At 70.1% G+C, this 14,157-nt stretch carries 10 protein-coding genes, 1 tRNA gene and 1 pseudogene; 2 read left to right on the forward strand and 10 right to left on the reverse strand.

The window, feature by feature from the left end; translation table 11 throughout:
• Positions 1-638: glycoside hydrolase family 9 protein (locus Aco03nite_RS54990; protein ID WP_373872708.1), on the reverse strand; the 638-nt coding region annotated here is incomplete at its 3' end.
• 87 nt (positions 639-725) lie between these two features.
• Here Aco03nite_RS54990 and Aco03nite_RS53915 point away from each other — a divergent pair.
• Positions 726-812, forward strand: a pseudogene (locus Aco03nite_RS53915) (LuxR C-terminal-related transcriptional regulator); the annotation flags it as partial.
• 101 nt (positions 813-913) lie between these two features.
• Here the strand turns inward: Aco03nite_RS53915 and Aco03nite_RS51300 are convergent.
• From Aco03nite_RS51300 to Aco03nite_RS51335, 8 genes are all read right to left on the reverse strand, one after another.
• Positions 914-1,297, reverse strand: coding sequence for a VOC family protein (locus Aco03nite_RS51300; RefSeq protein WP_203810360.1), 384 nt, complete (start codon positions 1,295-1,297; stop codon positions 914-916).
• A gap of 168 nt (positions 1,298-1,465) precedes the next feature.
• Positions 1,466-2,206, reverse strand: a complete 741-nt coding sequence (locus Aco03nite_RS51305) for a pectate lyase (protein WP_239146137.1) — start codon at positions 2,204-2,206, stop codon at positions 1,466-1,468.
• 195 nt (positions 2,207-2,401) lie between these two features.
• On the reverse strand, positions 2,402-2,983 hold the full coding sequence (locus Aco03nite_RS51310) for a hypothetical protein (protein ID WP_203810364.1): 582 nt from the start codon (positions 2,981-2,983) through the stop codon (positions 2,402-2,404).
• 112 nt (positions 2,984-3,095) lie between these two features.
• The gene (locus Aco03nite_RS51315) at positions 3,096-5,717 is read right to left on the reverse strand and encodes a transglutaminase TgpA family protein (RefSeq protein ID WP_203810365.1); all 2,622 of its coding nucleotides are present in this window, start codon (positions 5,715-5,717) and stop codon (positions 3,096-3,098) included.
• A gap of 4 nt (positions 5,718-5,721) precedes the next feature.
• Entirely contained in the window at positions 5,722-6,861 is a 1,140-nt protein-coding gene (locus Aco03nite_RS51320; RefSeq protein WP_239146138.1) for a DUF58 domain-containing protein, read from the reverse strand.
• A gap of 4 nt (positions 6,862-6,865) precedes the next feature.
• Positions 6,866-7,843 carry an AAA family ATPase gene (locus Aco03nite_RS51325; protein WP_203810367.1) on the reverse strand — a complete coding sequence of 326 codons (978 nt, stop codon included), beginning with the start codon at positions 7,841-7,843 and terminating at the stop codon, positions 6,866-6,868.
• On the reverse strand, positions 7,837-10,419 hold the full coding sequence (locus Aco03nite_RS51330; protein ID WP_239146139.1) for a fibronectin type III domain-containing protein: 2,583 nt from the start codon (positions 10,417-10,419) through the stop codon (positions 7,837-7,839). The genes Aco03nite_RS51325 and Aco03nite_RS51330 overlap by 7 nt, the downstream gene beginning before the upstream one ends.
• Before the next feature lie 124 nt (positions 10,420-10,543).
• On the reverse strand, positions 10,544-12,172 hold the full coding sequence (locus Aco03nite_RS51335; protein WP_203810369.1) for a fibronectin type III domain-containing protein: 1,629 nt from the start codon (positions 12,170-12,172) through the stop codon (positions 10,544-10,546).
• A gap of 226 nt (positions 12,173-12,398) precedes the next feature.
• On the opposite strand from Aco03nite_RS51335, the gene Aco03nite_RS51340 reads away from it, so the two are divergent.
• Positions 12,399-12,486, forward strand: a tRNA-Leu gene (locus Aco03nite_RS51340).
• On the opposite strand, the gene Aco03nite_RS51345 is transcribed toward Aco03nite_RS51340, so the two are convergent.
• Positions 12,448-14,157 (reverse strand): recombinase family protein (locus Aco03nite_RS51345; RefSeq protein WP_307837698.1); only part of this gene is annotated, 1,710 nt, incomplete at its 5' end. The genes Aco03nite_RS51340 and Aco03nite_RS51345 overlap by 39 nt on opposite strands.

Consider the following 14,157-nt stretch of genomic DNA (forward strand, 5'->3'; position numbering starts at 1 on the left):
CCCGTGTAGATGGCGAATACCGCGAGAACGCCGAAGGCGACACAGAGGGCGGCGATGGTCGACCGCAGATTCCAGTACGCCGTGTGCTGGAATCGTTCCACCGACTCCTGATACCTCGCCGCGACCGCCGCCCGTTCCTGGGCGGTGCCACGCCGTTTACGACCGCTTTTTCGTGCCATGACAAGCACGGTAGCCATCGAGAAGATCGAATTCTTCCACTGACCGGACGCATGCCATGGGCTGCGAACTTTCGAAATCACCTGAACCGGTGAGCTGTTCCAGGCGTTGGAGAAGCCGTGCACACCCCTGGGTGGGATGTGCACGGCTGGTGGGTGGGGGGTCAGCATTTGGTGGCTGTGTCGGCTGCGAAAGCGGCGACCCAGACCAAGGCTGATTTCCAGTTGATGGTTATCTCGTTCACCGACCAGGCCTCGATGTTGTCGAGGTAGCAGAGTTGTGGGGCGCAACCGTTCAACCGGGTCCTGGAGACTGCTGTTCGGGCCGCCCGCGACTGAGCCGGCTGGTGGGTTCGGGAGGGTGGAGTCCAAGGACTTGGCGTACCAGCGGCTGTGCTGGTTCTTGGCGTTGTTGGTGCCGTAACAGGTGATGTAGGACTGGCCGAGGGCGTTGCGGCCCATCAGATAGTCGAAGGCGATGCGGTGCCGGGGACCGGGTGGCGGCGACCGAGGCTCTGCGCGAGTGCCGGATCCGTCGACCGGCTGAGCATGCCGGAACTGACGATCGCCCGGCTGGTGGCGACCGGGACGACCTCCAACGAAGTGGCCGGGCGGCTGTTCCTGAGCCCGCGGACCGTCGACGCCCACCTGCGGAGCATCTTCCGCAAGCTGGGCATCACCGCCCGCCGGGAACTGCGCGACCTGCCGGGGCTCAGCGCCTGGCCGGTCTGGTGGGTTCAGTCCAGGCAGAACTCGTTGCCCTCGACGTCGGCCATCGTCAGGCAGGACTCGTTCTCCTCGTCGGCGGTCTGCAGCCACAGCCGCTTCGCGCCGAGCGCCTCCAGGCGGGCGCCCTCGGTCTCCAGGGCGGCCAGTCGTTCGGCGCCGACCAGGCCGGTACCCACCCGTACGTCCAGATGGACCCGGTTTTTAACGATCTTGTCCTCGGGGACCTTCTGGAAGAACAACCGCGGACCCACACCGGTGGGGTCGGAGGCGGCGAACCAGCCGTCCGGATCGCTCTTCGGGGGCTGGTATCCGAGCACTTCGCACCAGAAGCGGCCGACACGTTCCGGGTCCTGGCAGTCGAAGGTGATCTGGACCTGCCTGACCGTCGCCATCCGCCCACAGTAGTGGATCGGGCCGCTCAGGCGCTGGGGCCGAACCGGATCGGCAATGGATCGATGTGGCGCCCGAGACCGAGGACACGTCGTCTGCTTCTTGAACGGGTGGTCCGCTCGTCAGGGTGGCCGGGAAGCGACTGGGGGGCCGGCCACCCTGACGAGGTCTTACGGACCGGTCACGTTGCTGGCGACGCAGCTCGTGCCGTCCGGGCCGGAACCGATCTTGGTCGGCTCGTCGCCGGTGTCGTTGCCCTCGAAGCGGTCACAGAGGCTGATGTCGTCGCCGACGATCGTGATGCCGTCCAGGGTCACCTTGTCGCCGAGGTTGGTGTTGACGCCGGCGAGGGTGCCTCCCGGCGCGGTGGCGATGATGTTCTCGATGGTGACGGTGCGCGCGGCCTGCGTGGAGCAGTTGCCGCACGACCGGTAGAGCTTGCCGAAGTTCGAAACCTCGAAGTCACGGATCGTCACCGAACCGCCGGCGCCCCGGTTGTCCTGGAACACCTTGTCGGAGGCGCTCGCCGCACTGCCACCGGTGATCACCACGGTGGCGCCGGCGCCCCGGAAGGTGGCGGCGTCCTCGCCGACGTCCTCCCAGTGCACGTTGTTGATCGTGCAGCTGCCGGCACAGTGCACACCGTCGGCGGCCGGGCTGCCCAGGATCACGTTCTGCAACGTGGCCCCGTCGGCGAGTTCGAACAGCGCGTCCTGGCCCTCGGCCTGACCGCCGTCGCCGAGTTCACCACCGCCGATGAACCGCTTGTTCTCGCCGTCGAACACCCCATCGACCTGGATCGACTCGGTGACCACCTGTTCGCCGGTGGCCTCGGGCACCGCGGCCGACGCGAAGTTCGTGAAGACGACAGCGGCGCCGAGGCCGAGAGCGACCACCGCCGCCCCGATCACACGGCCTCTGTTTCGCCGGGAGTTAGCCATCACGTGCCTTTCGGTAGCCGGGACGGGTTTCTGCCCAGAAGCACGGATCTTGCGGGAAAGGGGTTTCCTCGATCACCCAGACTTAAGGACTTCTTAAGGTCCGGCGTGCATGGCGCACGCCCTCCCCGGCCCCCGACTGTGCCTCTCCCGGCTTTTATCCCCTGGTCAGGCTTCCGCGGCGGCGGCGGCGGCGGTTCCTCGCTCCAGGAGATCGGTGAACCAGCGGGCCTCGTCGATCGGCACCATCTCGGTTCGCGCCCAGAATTCGGCGGCCTCGTCGGTCTCCGCCGCACCGGCCCGCGGCATGACGTCCCCGTCCCCGGTGAAGTAGACAGTGACGTGCGTGAACCCGGTCGCGTTCGCGGACACCTCGTCATCACGAACACACAACGTGCCCGCGGCCGACTGACCGTCCTTGATCAGTTCGCAGGTATCGGTCTCCCGCGGCGCGAGTTCCACCAGGGCGTTGAGCTCCTGCCGCCCGAACAGGTAGTTCGTCACGAACGAGCCACCATCCCCGTGACTGCCGTTCGGCATCATCCGCACCAGCCCCGGCGGCCGGGTGGCCGGCACGAGGGCATAACTCTGCGTCACCCCATCCTGCCGGTCGAAGGCGATCCGCAGGGCATCGTTGAGCAGATCCCGCTCACTGACCGACTCGTCGGCAACCCAGGGCGCGGACGCCACTTCCACCTGCGAACATCCCGCCGTGACCAGCACCGCGAGGACGATGAAGAGCTTTCTCATAGGGGCAGGAACGATACCCCCAAGATCAACTCTTCGACACCACCATCCGGCCGTACGTTCACCGCTCGCGCTTGTTCACGCCCTTACGGTTCACAACGGCCTGGCCGCACGCTCATCGTTTGTCGTCGCTCCCGCGGTTCCACCACAACGGGTCTGGTCGGACGCTCCACCACAGCCGCCGCCACCAGGAGCGGCGCTCGCGCAACGCGTCGGCGTAGGCGACCACCTGATCACCGGCCCGCTGGGCCTGGTCCGCATCAGCCGCGGCCGGCGCGAACCCGGTCGTGTTGACCGCCTCGACCAGCGCATCCAGCGACGGCAACGCTGGTCTCGCATCAGCGGCACCGGCCGGTCCCGCATCAGCCGCCGGCTCGGCGTTTCCGGTCGATCCCGCGTTTCCGGCGGCTCCGGCACCGGGCGCCCCCGCTGGTCCCCCGACACCGGCGCCCGATCTTTCCACCGGGATCAGTGGAGCCGTCGCGGCCTTCTTCGTCGCGGCGTCGGCCGCGATCTCCTCCGCCGTGGGTGGGACGGCGCGGCGCAGCAGCCCGGTGCGCTGGACCGGGCGTGGCACGACGGCCGCGTGCCGGGCCGCCTCGGTCGCCGACAGGTGCTCGGGGACCGGACGGCCGGCCAGGCGCAGCGCATCCGTGAACTCCAGCCAGGCGCCCGCGATCCGCTGCCCCGGATCCCCGGTGGTCAGCCGCCGTCTGCGTTGCGCGCCGCGAAGCGCGACCATCGTCCCGGCAACGGCCGCGAGCAGCAGCAACACTCCGCCGGACGTGCCCGAGGCGACCAGCACCGGCGACACCCCGGACTTCGGGGCGGGCGCCGCGATGTCAGCGGGCGGGGCGGACGAACCGGTGTCGGCCGGCGTCGGAGTGTCCGAAGCGGATGGCGGCGGCGACGGGGTCGGCGGGGTGAAGTCCTCCTCGACCGGCCGCACGTCGTCGCTCTTCGGCAGCGGGTCGAAGGCCACCCAGCCGACCTGGTCGAAGTACACCTCCGGCCACGCCAGCGCATCACCCCCGGTGACCGCTCCACCGGCGGCGGGCGCGACGAACCCGACCACCACCCGGCTGGGCAGTCCGACCATCCGGGCGAGCACCGCGTACGCCGCGGCGAACTGCTCCGACGTCCCCTTCTGCCCGCCCAGCTCCGGACGCCCGAACAGGAAGTGCCCCAGGTTCGGGTACGCGTGCCCGCTCGGCGCGTCGGCCTCGTGCCGGTAGTGCTCGGCCAGGAAGTCCTCGATCGCGACCGCCCGGTCGTACGGCGCGCCGTTGCCCTCGGCGAGCTGCTCGGCGAGTTTGTCCATGCTCTCCGGCGCCCCGTCACCGGTGGCCAGGTAGCGGATGAACGCGTCCCCGGACGGCACGTCGGCCACCGGCAGCAGGTTGAGATCGGGCTTCTGCACCTCGGAGACCGCCGTGTAGCGGAGTCCGGCGCTGAGCCCTTCCGGCCGGATCAGGGTGCCGGTGGCGGCGTCGTAGGCGACCCGGGCCCCGGTGATCCGGGTCGGCGTGGGCATCGCCGGGAGCAGCCGCCCGGTCAGCCCGGTGATGGTGATCTGGTGTTGCGTCTCGGTGACCTGGCTGCCGGCCGGGACGTCCTGTGCGGGCAGCACCCGTCCGGCGTTCCGGTAGACCCCGCCGACCCGCCAGGTGACCCCGTCGTAATCGGACAGCACCGCGAGCCGGATCCGCACACTCCGCTGAGCCGTCGCCGCCGTATCGTCGCCGTCGGCCGCCGCGGGCGCCGACGTGGGAGCGGGCGCCCGGAGCGGCACGCCCCCACCCTGCCCTCCGGCCGGGGCGCTGCTCCGCCGGGTCGTGGTCCGGCGGGACGACGTGGCCGTGCTCGGCTTCGTGGTGGCGGCACTCTCGGTGTCCGACGGGACCGGCAGCGGGGTGGGGTTCGCCGGGTCGCCCGGACGGAACTCCAGCAGCGGCTGGTTCGGGTAGAGCGCCCACCCGGAGATCCGGTTGAGCGGACTCTCGTCGAGGCTGTCGACCCGGGGTGGCTGGACGTACTGCCGGGGGTCGACGGGTGTGGCGCTCACCCGGTCGCCGACCCATGGGCCGGCGGCCGCGATCAACCCCAGCACCACGACCAGTCCGGCGAGGGCGCCGCCGAGCGCGCGTACCCGTACCGCCGCGTGTCGGGAGCCCGGCGCACCGGAGGCCGTGGCCAGTGCGGCGACGATGAGCCCGGCGAACATCAGGGTGTGCGCGGTCCCCGCCTCGGCGTTGGGACCGACGACGTAGAGCGCGCCCGCGTAGGCGGCCACCGGCGGCACACAGCCGAGCAGGACCCGGCCGCTGCGGACGGCGACCTCGGTGGCGGCCAGCCCGGCGATCCAGACGGCCGCGACCGCGATGATCACGGTGTCCGGGGTGACCTCGACCGGGATCATGGCGGTGAGCAGGCGGGGGATGCCGTTGGTCAGGGCGTCCCGGGCGACCGCGACGGTGAGCCCGGTCGCGCCGGCCGCCAGGTGCATCGCCAGCGCGAGATAGCCGGCGAGCAGCACACTCGACAGCGGGGCCACCGCCCACGACGGCAGCCGCCGGGCCGCGACACCGACACCGACCGAACCGGCGGCAGCGCCCGCGGCCAGGTAGAACAGCAGGTCGTCGGCGTAGATCCGGCCCAGTGAGGCCCCGACCAGAGTCAGCATCCCGACCAGCGACAACGGCACGACAGCCCGGCGCAGCATCCCCATCAAACGCATCCGGTCACCACCCGCGCATCCCGTCCCAGGCCGCGGCGAACTCGGCGCCGTCGACCGCTTCGATCACCAGCAGGCGGTCGGTGGCCGCGGCCGGCGACGAGTCGCGGTCGCCGAGGATTCCGGCCAGCGCCACCGGGTACGCCGTCCGGAGCCCACTGACGGCCCCCAGGTCGGCCCGGCCACCCGGTCCGGTCAGGAAGATCAACGTGTCCCCGAGCCGCTGGGCCCGCAGCCGCCGCAGGGTGGCCTCGAGATCGCCGTCGCCGAGGGTCGCCTCGGTGAGCACGTCCAGGTGCGGGCCGCTGATGCCGCCGGTGACCAGGTGCAGGCTGATCGGCAGGTCCTCGCGGGCGGCGGCGACGACGATCGACGCGGCGGCCTCACAGGCGTCCTCGAAACTGTCGCCCCGATGGGCGGCGGCCCGGTCGTCGAGGAGCATCACGATCGTCGGTTCGGCGGTGTCGAGCTGCTCGCGGACCATCAGTTCACCGACCTTGGCACTGCTGCGCCAGTGGATGCGGCGGATCTCGTCACCCGGCACGTACTCACGCAGGGTGTCGAACGTGATCGAGCCTTGGGGCACCTTGTCGACGCTGCCGTCCAGGCTGCGGGTGAGCCCGGCCGGGGTCGCACGCAGCGGATGCACCCGGGGGTAGACCCGCACGACGGTGGTCTCGCCGTACCCCCGGGCCAGGGTGATCAGCCCGAGCGGGTCACGGCGGGTGACGTGCAGTGGCCCGATCGGCACCAGGCCGCGCCGATGGGTCGGCACCGGGTAGGTCTCCACGGTGTCGTGGCCGGCCCGCAGCCGCAGCAGGGGCACGTCGACGGTGGTGGCGCCGCACCGGTCGGTGGCGACGAGGGTGGCCGCGCGGACCCGGCTGGTGTTGCTGATCGTCAGGGTCACGTCGGCGGGCTCGCCGCGGGCCACCCGGTCGGGGTCGGCGACGCGGGTGACACCGAGGCTGGGCCGCCAGAACGCGAACACCAGCGCCGCCGTCACGGCGACCCCGGCGGCGGCGCCGAGCAGGGCCAGATCCGGGTAGCCGTACCGGAATCCGGCGCCGAGCAGCACGATCGTGGCCAGGATCAGCCCGATGCCGCGCGCGGTGACGCCACTGCGCTGACCTCCGGTACGGGACAACGGATCAGACCGGGACTTGCTGCTGCTGGCCGGCCAGCGGGACCGGAACCGAGCGCAGCGCGTCGGCGAGGACGTCGGTGGCGGACACCCCGCGCAGCTGCGCGTCGGCGGACAGCAGGACACGGTGCGCGAACACCGGCTCGATCAGGTCCTTGAAGTCCTCCGGCAGCACGTAGCCACGGCCGTTGATCAGCGCGTACGCCGCGGCCGCCCGGGTCAGCGCGATCACGCCACGGGGGCTGACGCCGACCCGCACCTGCGGGTGGTTGCGGGTGGCGGCGGCGAGACGCACGGCGTACGTGTAGAGCGGGTCGGCGATGTGCACCGCCGCGACCATCCGGGTCATCTCGCCGATCATGGTGGTGTCGGTGACCGGCTCCAGGCTGTCCGGGGACCGCATCGCCGCGCCGCGGAGCACCTCGATCTCGACGTCCTCGGACGGGTAACCGACCGACAGTTTCACCAGGAACCGGTCCAGCTGCGCCTCCGGCAGCCGGTAGGTGCCGTCCATCTCGACCGGGTTCTGGGTGGCGACCACCAGGAACGGCTGTGGCACCGGGTGCGGCACGCCGTCGATGGTGACCCGCCGCTCCTCCATAACCTCGAGCAGCGACGACTGGGTTTTCGGCGACGCCCGGTTGATCTCGTCGGCGATCACCAGGTTGGCGAAGACCGGGCCGGGGTGGAACTCGAAACCACCGTTGGACTGGTTGAAGACGGTCACCCCGGACACGTCCGAGGGCAGCAGGTCGGGGGTGAACTGGATGCGCCGCCACTGCCCGTGGATCGACGCGGCCAGCGCCCGCGCGAGGGTGGTCTTGCCGACCCCGGGCACGTCCTCCAGCAGGACGTGCCCCTGGGCGAACATCGCGGTCAGGGTCAGCCGGACCACCTCGGGCTTGCCGAGGACGACGGTGCCGATCCGGTTGGCGAGCTGCCCGGCGACGTCGGCGAACCCCTGGACGTGTGCGGGGGTCAGCATGTCGGCAGGTTGTCCAGGTCGTCCCCGCCGTCGAGGTTCAGCCACGCCCACGGGATGTACGTCTTGCCCTCGTAGTTCACCTGGATCCACCACGTGCTTCTCTTGTCCTTGTTGTAGACGAAGGCGTAGACCTCTTCGCCCTTCTTCTTGCAGTACGTCTGCAGCCGCGTCCCGTTCTTCACCCAGCCGGCCTGCTGCGCGTCGGTCTGCGTGGTGCCCTTGAAGATCTCGTTGCCGTTACGCCCGTCGACGTCCTTGTCGCAGTACGTCCTCTGGTCGCCGGTGGAGCCGTTGATGCAGGTGGCCGTGCCGTACAGCGCGTCGGTGCTCTTGGTGGACGCCTTGTTCGCGCTGCCCGCCGCGTTCTTCGCGGTGACCGTGAACGTGTAGCTGGTACTCGGGCTGAGCCCGCTCGCGCTCAGCGAGGTGCAGCTGCCGTTCGAGCCCTTGCCACCGCCCGAGACGGTGAGCGTGCACGTGGTCGTGCCCCCGCCACCGTTCACGCTGAACGCCACCTTCGCCGTGTTGAACGTCGGATCCACCCCGGTCACCGTGACCGTCGGCGCGGCCACCGTCCGGGCCGTCGCAGAGGCCGTTTCCCCTGCTCCGGCCTCGTTCACCGCCGCGACCTCGACCTGCACGGTCGCACCCGTGCCGAGGTCGGTCAAGGTGGCGGAGGTCTCGGTGACCTCGGTCTCCTTGCCGCCGGCCGTCACCACGTACTTCGTGATCGGGCGCCCGTTGTCGGCCGGCGCCGTCCAGGTCACGCGCACCGCGCCGGCCTGGTCGGCGACGGTGGCCGCCTCGACGGCGTCCGGTTTGGCCGGGGCCGCGAACGGCACCACCGTGTTGCTGACCCCGGACGCCTTCGACCCGGCGCCGAGCTCGTTGATCGCGACCACGGTGAACGCGTACTGCTTGCCGAACTCCAGCTGACCCGCCGGGATCGCCAGCGTGGTGCCGGCCGACTCGCCGATCGGCGCGCTGCCGCCCTCGGTCACCGCCGTCACCGCGTACCGCTGGATCTTGCGCCCCTGGCCGTTCGCCTCCGGCCAGGTCACCGCGACCGTGCCGTCCGGTTTCGCCTCCGCCACCGGCGGCGTGGCCGGCGGGTCCGGCACCTCCGACGTCGGGATCACGGCGTTGCTCTGCTTGCCCGGGCCGTCACCCTTGCGGTTGACCGCGTGCACCTCGAACCGGTACGTCTCACCGTTGGTCAGCCCCGTCACCAGCAGCGACCGCTGGTCGGCGCCGACCGGGAAGGTCTTGTCCGCGCCGGTCACCACGTAGCGCGTGATCGCGGCGCCGTTCGGGTTCGCTGCCTGCCAGGTCACCCGGACCTCGGCGTTGCCGGCGGCGGCGCGCACACTGCGGGGCGCGCCCGGCTTGCTGACCACCGGCTTCTTCGGCTTCTCCTCCTTCGGCTTCTCCGGCGGCGCGTCCACCTTGGGCGGGTCGCCACCGAGAACCTGATCGTCGTACTTGTCGACGATCCGCACCGTGTGCTGGTCGTTGACCACCCGGGCGGTCGACGAGCCGGGCGCGTTGACGAACAGGTGGTTCTCCCGGACGTCCAGCTCCAGGTCACCACCCGGCCGCTGGATGCCGAACGACTCCTGCTTCTCACCCGCCTGGTCGAAGACGTGCACGGTGCCGTTGTCCGCCGGCACGTAGACGTAGCCCTTGTAGGGCACCGCGATCCGCAGCTCGCCGCCCTCACCCTCCGGGACCAGCATCTCCTTGATGCCGCCCGAACCGATCGTGTAGACCCGCCGGTCGTCCGCGACGGTCACCGCGATGACGTCGCCCTCGGTGCGCGGCGGCAGGTCACCCGGCCCGGTCAGCGGCAGCGTCACCGGTGTGCCGGCGCCCGTCTCGGTGACCTTGACCAGTGCATTCGTCGTGCGGTCCAGGATTGCGACGCCCTCGTCCAGACCACTGACCGCGAGGTCGTGACTGGGCGCCGACACCGAATCGGTGCGGAGCACCGTGGCCGACACGCCGTCACCCTCGCCCGGCTTGATCGCGGTCACCGTGCCCTCGGTCGGCGCGGCGATCCACAGCAGGCCCGCCCCGTCGAACACGCCACCGGCGATCCCCGGCGGGAAGTGCAGCGGCTCACCGACCGGGCCCAGGCTGGCCGGATCGATCTGCTGCACGCTGCCCTGCACCGCGTCGATGATGAACGCCGACTTCTCGTGCAGCGCCACCGTCACGCCGAGGCCGGCCTGGGACTCGGCATTCCAGTACGCCTGGAGATCGGTCAGGTCCATCGACGCGATCGCACCGGTGTTGACGTCACGCAGGATCACGAACCGGTCGCTCTGACTCACCTGCATCTGGTGCCCGCGGGTGGCCTGCCCGAGGTCGGCACGGGTGTCCACCCGGGCCGACGTGCCGTTGATCCGGGCCAGCTCGGCCTTGCCCTTGCTCCACATCCAGGAGGCGGCGTCGAAACTCGCCAGCGCCTGATCGGCGGAACCGAGACCACGCACCGTGATGCCGAGCCCGGCGACCAGGACCAGGACCGTCGCCATCGTGACCAGTTGGCCCTTGCTGGGTCTGCGCAGACCCATTCTCTTGGTGCCATCAGTGCTGGTCACAGTGGCTGTCCTCCCCGTGGTGAGCCTCCAGGACGCAGGCCATCATAGGGAAAACGCGGTTCCCGTCGATACCCGGCCGTCGGAGCCTGTGGATAACCTATTTACGCTCTGTGCAGACCTGCTTCGAGCTGGCGAGTTCGTTCGCCGAGTAGACGGCGACCACGGCGAAGCAGTACTGCAGGTCGGGATTGAGCCCGGTCACGTAGCTGTTCGTGATCCCCGGGCGCTCCTGTCGTACCGGCCGCATCTGCTGTCCGTCCCGGTTCATCGTGATGATGAATCCGTTGTGGCCGTCCGTCGGGTCGCTCCACGTGACGTACACGATCGTGCCCTGATCGTCGATCTTGACGTTGGCCGGCGGTTCCCCCGCCAGCACCGGACCGGTCGGCTCGACATCGGCCGTGTTCTGCGACCGGTCCGCGAGCACCACGACCAGGGCGGCCACCGCCAGGGCGGAGATCAGGGTCGCGACGGCGGTCAGACCGATGGCGACGGCACGGCCGCCGGATTTCTCTTTCTGGTACGGGGTGGGCAGGGCCGGCGTGGGCTGCTGCGGAACCGGCGGGAACGGCCCGAACTGCGGCTGGGGTGGCACCGGGTGCTGCTGGGCCTGCCAAGCCGGGTCGGGCTGCTGTTGGGTCTGCCAGGCCGGGTCGGGCTGTTGCTGGGTCTGCCAGGCCGGGGCCGGGGTGGGCGACTGCTGCTGCCATACGCCCGGGTGAGCCGTCTGACCGTATGTGGCCTGCTGCTCCTGCGGGTCGTCGCGGCGGCTGTGGCCACTGCGGTAGACACCCTGCTGGGGCGGGGGTGCACTCTGCTGCTGATGCTGTGTGTCCGGGTAGCCGGGGTAGCCGACCTGCGCCTGTCCTTGGCTGGACCATGGGCTGGGGGCAGTCGCCTGGTCCGGCTTCGGGGTGTCCACCGGACGGGTGATCGGCGGAGCGGGGGGTTGTTCGGTAGACGTACCGGCAACCGGGTCCGGGTTTTGAGTCTCCTGCTTTTGAAACTCCTGCGACGGCGTTTCCCGGACGACCGGCGGCGTGGGCGCCGGGACCTGGACGACCGGCGGTGTTGGCGCGGGTGCGGGGACCTGGACCACCGGCGGAGCGGGGACTTGGACCACCGGCGGCGTGGGCGCCTGGACGGCCGGTGGGGTCGGCGCGGGAGCCGGAGCAACCGGCGGCGCGGGGGCGACCGGTGGGGCAGGAGCAACCGGCGGGGCCGGCATCGGGGTCGGAGCGACCGGCGGAGCAGGCGCCGGGGCCGGGGCGATCGGCGGTGTGGGCGCGTGGTCCGCGGTGGGGGCCGTGGTGGGCAGAATCGGTCGCGGAGAAGCGCCGGAGGGCTGCTCGTCCCCGAGGTAACCACGCGCCGCGGCGATGAACTCGTGATCGTCGCCGAGCACCGCGGGCCCGTTCGCGAGCACGCGGGTGAAGGCTTTGCGTGCTTCGTGCTTGTTTCCGAGCTCCTGAGCGACAACACCCAGATCGTGGGATATGTGCAGCATGAGCGGATCACCGTCACCGAGCCGCCACTGCCCCGCCGCGTAGGCGTCCTCGAGAATCCGCCGGGCGGCCATCGGATCGTCGATGAGCAGATGGACCCCGGCAAGCTCCCGCTGAGCGCTGAGAACGTCGGGTTCGTCCTCACCGAGCTTCTCCCGCCCCACTTCGACGGCCCGCTCGAGGAGAACCTGGGCACCCTCCAGCTGCCCCGAGGCGATCATCGAACGAGCGCGGCCGAGCACAGGAGTGAGAGGGGACGGCTGAGACACGCACGCCATGCTGCCGGGTAACCCGCCCCAGCGCCACACCCGAACCCCATGACCCCGCCCACCCACCCCGATTTCGAGCTGCGGGCCGAGCCCTGTATGGTTCTGTCTGTGCGGCCGACCGGCCAACCAAAACCCAGGCAGAACGCCAGGGCAGAGGACCGGTCGATCCAGCATGCAGGTCCGGGTGGCGGAATGGCAGACGCGCTAGCTTGAGGTGCTAGTGTCCTTTATCGGACGTGGGGGTTCAAGTCCCCCCTCGGACACCAATCAAAGACACGGGAACTCGCCGAGGTGCAAACCTCGGCGATCAGTGTTTCTGGGCCAGGGCGGTAGGTCATCCGCAGGCCGATACGGCTGTAGAGCTCGGCCTTGTCTCGCGGGTCGGCGTCGCGTAGCAGCCGGAACAGATCGTTGAACGCTTCGGCAATGCTGTCGATCTGGTCGGTGGTCATCCGTTGGGGCGGCGCCTCGGTGAGGCCCAGCCGCGCCTGCGCCGTCTTCTTGATCGTGGTGGTCTCGCTGATCCAGTCGGCAATCAGTGCGGGGTCACCGCCGGCGTCGAGGGTTGCGCGGTAGCGGCTGATCTTGGCGTCCGCGTCAGCGATGGTCTGCCGTAACTTCTCGACTTCTCCGGCGGTGTCGTGGGCGGCGAGCGCGTCGCGGTACTGCGCTTCGGCCACACGCTGGATGTTGTCGGTCAGTGCCGTTCCGGTCAGTTCCTGGCGGAGGAACAGGTCGATGGGTGTGGTGATCTGGTCCTCACGGAGGTAGAGGGCGGGCGGATGGCTGATCTGGTGCTGGCGGACGTAGTCGCGGCTGGCGGTGCAGCGGTAGTAGAGGCGTCCGTGGTTGGGGTTGCCGACCATCTTTCGGTCGCAGATGCCGCAGGTGATCAAGCCCCGGAACAGGTAGGGGTGGCCGGTGTGGCGGGGCGCTTTACCGGCGGTGCCGGTGGTGCCACGCTTCTTGATCGTTCGCTGCGCCTGTTCGTAGAGATCGGTGCTGATCAGCGGCTCGTGTGACTGGGTGCGCGACCAGATCCACTTGCTGGGGTCGTTCCACCGGTGGCGGCTTTCGTGGCCGAGTGCGACGTCGTCCACGTCGATCAGGACCTCGTCGGTGCGTGCCCGGTTCCAGACCTGGTGGCCGGTGTAGCGGGGGTTCTGCAAGATAGCCCGAACGGCGGTGGTCTCCCAGACCTGAGTGTTGCGATGCGGGTTGCGCGCCCGGTCGTAGGCCGACGGACACGGGATGCCGTCCTGGGTGAGACCGCGTGCGATCGAGGTCATGCCGCGTCCGGTCGTGTACTCGGCGAAGATCCGCTTTACCACCGGCGCGGTGACCGGGTCGGGGTCGAGTTGGTGGAGACGCTTGCCTTCGGCGGCTTTGCCGGGGTTGGGGTGTGGGCCGGCGTCGGTGAGGCGGTAGCCGTAGGGCGGGCGTCCGCCGAGGTAGCGGCCTTCGAGTTCAGTCTGTGCCTTCATAGCGGAGTGGACGCGGATTTTGATGCGGTTGCGTTCGCCTTTGCTCATGCCGCCGTAGAGCGCCATGACGAGATCATGGGCGTCGGAGCCCGGATCGATGGCTCCGCCGATCTCCGGTACCCAGAGGCTAACGCCGTAGTGCACGAAGACCGGGAAGGTCATGCCGAATTGGCTGCCGTAGAACGCGCGCTGCGGCTCACCGATAACGACGGCCTCGAAGTCGCGCCCCGCGCTCTTGATCGCGTCGAGTAGCCGGGTCGCTTCCGGTCGCCGTTTCCACGGCAGGGCGCGGGAGAGCCCAATGTCGAAGAACTCGGCGACGATCTCACCGCCGGTCGGTTCGATCAGGCTGCGGGCGCGGGATAGCTGCCACGCTTTGGATGCCTGCGGGTCTTGTTGGTCTTCGGTTGACACTCGTCCGTAGAACGCGAACCTCATGGTTGGCGAGTCTTT

Origin of the sequence: Actinoplanes couchii, from assembly GCF_016862075.1 — a bacterium.
Taxonomy (GTDB): domain Bacteria; phylum Actinomycetota; class Actinomycetes; order Mycobacteriales; family Micromonosporaceae; genus Actinoplanes; species Actinoplanes couchii.

Bases quoted from the DNA above. Each gene is read 5' to 3' on its own strand.
- Aco03nite_RS51325 (WP_203810367.1), bottom strand. From the start codon at position 7,843: ATGCTGACCCCCGCACACGTCCAGGGGTTCGCCGACGTCGCCGGGCAG.
- Aco03nite_RS51315 (WP_203810365.1), bottom strand. From the start codon at position 5,717: ATGCGTTTGATGGGGATGCTGCGCCGGGCTGTCGTGCCGTTGTCGCTG.
- Aco03nite_RS51330 (WP_239146139.1), bottom strand. From the start codon at position 10,419: ATGGGTCTGCGCAGACCCAGCAAGGGCCAACTGGTCACGATGGCGACG.
- Aco03nite_RS51335 (WP_203810369.1), bottom strand. From the start codon at position 12,172: ATGATCGCCTCGGGGCAGCTGGAGGGTGCCCAGGTTCTCCTCGAGCGG.
- Aco03nite_RS51310 (WP_203810364.1), bottom strand. From the start codon at position 2,983: ATGAGAAAGCTCTTCATCGTCCTCGCGGTGCTGGTCACGGCGGGATGT.
- Aco03nite_RS51300 (WP_203810360.1), bottom strand. From the start codon at position 1,297: ATGGCGACGGTCAGGCAGGTCCAGATCACCTTCGACTGCCAGGACCCG.